The sequence below is a fragment of the Pseudomonas sp. 05N434 genome, assembly GCF_056396965.1.
In genome coordinates, this window is record NZ_JBFTMK010000471.1 from 1 (window position 1) to 4,013 (window position 4,013).

5 protein-coding genes are annotated in these 4,013 nt (G+C 59.6%); 3 read left to right on the plus strand and 2 right to left on the minus strand.

Translation table 11 applies throughout. The features are described 5' to 3' along the window. The coding region (locus AC1DLB_RS23600) for an undecaprenyl-diphosphate phosphatase (protein ID WP_477785737.1) at positions 1–325 on the minus strand (325 nt) is incomplete at its 3' end. Positions 326–619: 294 nt separating this feature from the next. On the opposite strand from AC1DLB_RS23600, the gene AC1DLB_RS23605 reads away from it, so the two are divergent. The 3 genes from AC1DLB_RS23605 to AC1DLB_RS23615 all read left to right on the plus strand — a co-directional run bounded on the left by AC1DLB_RS23605 (position 620) and on the right by AC1DLB_RS23615 (position 3,577). Then, positions 620–2,254 (plus strand): methyl-accepting chemotaxis protein, encoded by a 1,635-nt coding sequence (locus tag AC1DLB_RS23605; RefSeq protein WP_192350613.1) that lies wholly within the window; start codon positions 620–622, stop codon positions 2,252–2,254. Positions 2,255–2,492: 238 nt separating this feature from the next. Further along, complete coding sequence (gene pnuC / locus AC1DLB_RS23610) at positions 2,493–3,056, plus strand: nicotinamide riboside transporter PnuC (RefSeq protein WP_258612094.1); 564 nt, start codon at positions 2,493–2,495, stop codon at positions 3,054–3,056. Then, positions 3,053–3,577 carry an AAA family ATPase gene (locus AC1DLB_RS23615; protein ID WP_477743228.1) on the plus strand — a complete coding sequence of 175 codons (525 nt, stop codon included), beginning with the start codon at positions 3,053–3,055 and terminating at the stop codon, positions 3,575–3,577. The genes pnuC and AC1DLB_RS23615 overlap by 4 nt, the downstream gene beginning before the upstream one ends. 185 nt (positions 3,578–3,762) lie before the next feature. Here AC1DLB_RS23615 and AC1DLB_RS23620 read toward each other — a convergent pair. After that, positions 3,763–4,013 (minus strand): hypothetical protein (locus AC1DLB_RS23620; protein WP_477785738.1); only part of this gene is annotated, 251 nt, incomplete at its 5' end.

Below are 4,013 nucleotides of genomic sequence, written 5' to 3' on the forward strand. Positions count from 1 at the left end.
GGTACTTGTGGATCAGGTCGGCGAAAATCACCCCCAATACCACGGCCGGCATGAAGGCGATCAACAGGTTCGCGGTAAAGCGTCGAGCGCTGGGCTGCGTCGGTAAACCGATGATCACGTCGAGGATCTTGCGACGGAACTCCCAGACCACCGCCAGGATCGCGCCGAGCTGAATGATGATGTTGAAGGCCATCGCTCGTTCGCCGCCGAAATTGAGCAGGTCCGCCACAATGATCTGGTGCCCGGTACTGGAAATGGGCAAGAACTCGGTCAGCCCTTCTACAACGCCTAAAATCAATGCCTGAAAGGCTGTCCAAAGATCCATCATTCCCCCAAGAAGCCATGCCCTCAGGCATGCCCCGTTAATAATTTGTAGAGCGTTATTCGCGATCAGCGTGCGCTGAAACCCCGCGCGCACAAGATCCACACAAAACCRTAAAAATTCCGTGAAAAATCGACTTGGACTCAGGTTTTTCCGCGCGGGGCCGAAATCCTATCAGACAAGCCTCATTTACGCTGCCGCGTAATAGGACCTGAGTAGGATAGGCCCGATCGGCAACGTGTGGTTGGATGCTGGCGATCGTTTATGACAAGAACAAGAAAACGGAGTAACAGCGTTATGAACAGCTTGCGCAGTGTGTCGATCAGCCGACGCTTGTGGCTTATCTTGATCGTGGCCGTGGTGATGCTGTTGACGTTGGGCGCGTTGATGCTCAAGCAGATCCACGACGACCTCTATCAGGCCAAGGCCCAGAAAACCCAGCACGTGGTGCAGACCGCCAGTGGCATCCTGACCTACTACCACGGCCTGGAAACCGCCGGCACCCTCACCCGCGCCGCCGCGCAACAGCAGGCACTGACCGCCGTGCGGGGTTTGCGCTACGACCAGAATGACTATTTCTGGATCAACGACCTGACGCCGGTCATGGTCATGCACCCGACCAATCCAAAACTTGAAGGCCAGAACCTCTCGACGATCCGCGACCCGGATGGCTTTGCACTGTTCAACGAAATGGCCGCCATCGCCAAGGCCAAGGGCGCAGGCATGGTCAACTATCGCTGGCCGAAACCGGGCGCCAGTGCGCCGGTGGAAAAAACCTCCTACGTCAAACTGTTCGAGCCCTGGGGTTGGGTGATCGGCTCAGGCGTGTACATCGACGACATGCAGGCCGAGTTTAATGCGCAGGTCTGGAAGGCGTCTTTCGTCGGCCTGGTGATTGCCCTGATCATGGCGCTGCTGGTGATCATGATTGCCCGCAGCATCGTGCGCCCGCTGCAGGAAACCGTGAATGCCATGGCCAATATCGCCAGCGGTGAAAGCGACCTGACCCGCAGCCTTGATACCCACGGCCAGGACGAAGTCACGCAACTGGCCCGACACTTCAACGCCTTTACCGCCAAGCTGCGCCTGGTGATCAATCAGTTGCAAGTGTCCGCCGGCGCGCTGGGCCAGTCTTCCAGCGAACTGGGCAACGACGCCGCACAAGCCCAGCAACGCAGCCAGCAGCAGTCCCAGCAAATGGAACTGGTGGCGACCGCGATCAACGAAGTGACCTACGGCGTGCAGGATGTGGCGAAAAACGCCGAGCACGCGGCCAGTGAAATGCGCGATGCCGAATCTCAGGCGCAGCAGGGGCAGATCAATATCGATGGCAGCCTGCAGCAGATYGACAAGCTGTCTTCGACCATCGATCAAGCGGTGGAAGTGATTCGTACGCTGGCCGACGAAAGCACGCAAATCGGCAGTGTCCTGGAAGTGATTCGCTCTATCGCCGAGCAAACCAACCTGCTGGCCCTCAACGCTGCCATCGAAGCCGCCCGGGCCGGTGAGCAAGGTCGAGGGTTCGCGGTGGTCGCCGATGAAGTGCGCCTGCTCGCCCAGCGTACCCAGAAGTCGACGGCAGAAATCCAGTCGATGATCGAACGCCTGCAAAGCCATTCCGAAGCGGCGGTCAAGGTCATTGGCGACAGCAGCCGCGCCTCGCAACTGACCATCGAGCAGGCCGGCCTGGCCGGTGCCAGCCTGAATGCCATCGGCCAGGCCTTGCGCAACCTCAACGGCTTGAATGCCTCGATTGCCAGTGCAACCTTGCAGCAGGCGCATGTGGTGGAAGACATCAATCAGAACGTCACCCAGGCCGCCGGGTTGTCCCACAGCACGGCATTGGCGGCCGAGCAGTCGAGCGTGGCCAGTGTTCATCTCAAGGAATTGAGCGAACAGTTGAACGGGTTGCTCAAGCAGTTTCGCGTCTGATCACTTGTAGCAGCTGGCGCAGCCTGCGTTCGGCTGCGCAGCAGTCGTGAAATCAGGCGACGCCGGTTCCAGATAGACCGTGTGCGCAGAATTTACGACGGCTTCGTCCGAATGCGGCCCACACCGAACGCAGCCTCGCAGGCTCGGCAGCTGCTACACCGGACTGCGCAAGCCGGTTCTACTTGGCCGCGCCTGCCGCTACAATCCTCCCCCCTTTCGTCTTCCCCAAGGATCCTCCATGTCCGGGCTTGAACTGTTTGCCGCCGCCCTCGGTGTGATTGCCGTCTGGCTGACGGTCAAACAGAACCCCTGGTGCTGGCCGGTCGGTCTGGTCATGGTGCTGCTGTACAGCTGGATCTTTTTCGAGGTGAAGCTGTATTCGGACATGCTGCTGCAAGTGATCTACGCCGCGTTGCAGCTTTACGGCTGGTGGCAGTGGACTCGCGCGGGCGTGACGCATGACGGGCGGCACGTCAGCCTGCTCGATGGCCAATCCGTCGCGCTCGGGCTGGCCGTGGGCGCGGTCGGCAGCCTGCTGCTGGGCGCTGCGATGGCTCACTGGACCGACGCCGCCCAACCCTGGCTCGACGCCGCCTTGACCGGTTTCAGCCTGGTAGCACAGTTATGGATGGCGCAAAAACGCCTGCAATGCTGGCCGCTGTGGGTCGCGCTGGACGTCATCTTCGTCGGCCTGTTCATCTACAAAGAGCTGTACCTGACCGCCGCCCTCTATGGGGTTTTCGCCCTGCTGGCGGTGCAAGGCTGGCGGACGTGGCGCGCCGACCCGGCTTTGCGCACATGAAAGTGCTGGTGCTCACGGGACCCGAATCGAGCGGCAAGAGCTGGCTCGCCACCGAGCTGCAACAGCAATTCGGCGGCGTTCTGGTGGGTGAATACGTGCGTTGGTTCATTGAACAGGAGGCACGGGACACCTGCCTCGCGGATATCCCCGAGATCGCCCGCGGCCAGTTGCAATGGGAAGATGATGCCCGCGCCCTTGCGCCACCGTTGCTGATTCTCGACACGCACTTGCTGAGCAACATGCTTTGGAGCCAGACCCTGTTCAGCGATTGCCCGGCCTGGCTCGAACAAGCGCTGCTGGCCCGGCATTACGACTTGCACTTGCTGTTGTCGCCTGAACTCGTCGACTGGACCGACGATGGCCAGCGCTGTCAGCCGCAGCTGGATCAACGCCGGGCTTTTTTCAACGCGACTCAAGCGTGGCTGGAGCAGCATCGGCAATCTGTTCAAGTGATCCAGGGTGACTGGGCAGAACGCCGAGCCCAAGCGTTGCAGGCCGTCACTCTGCTGCTTGAGCGCTGACCTGTATCCCGCTGTAGCAGCCTCGCAAGCTCGACAGCTGCTACAGTCGCCAACACCCCGGCACCCGGCATTTGTTGCGGTAATTTTGCAAATACGTCCGCTTCTGAAACACACCTCTGCTCCCTAACCGCCCGTCTAAGCGTCGTTCATCATCCTGTCATGCCATGTGTTAAAGCGCTGATACATCACAGCGCAAACCACGGATCCAGAGCTCTATCCCGCTTTTTTCCCGTTGCAGCTCCAGATTTTGTCTCAGGCCTGAAACAGCTCAACCATCGATCCACCTTGCTTGATCGATAACCCCTTGAATCAAAACAACAATCAAAAAGCGGCACGACTTTCGCTCTCTCCTTCACAACGCTGATTAGGGCCAGCGCACAACAGAAGGAATCGCAGTCGTGGGGACTTTTCGTAAAGGCTTTACGCGCTTGATGCT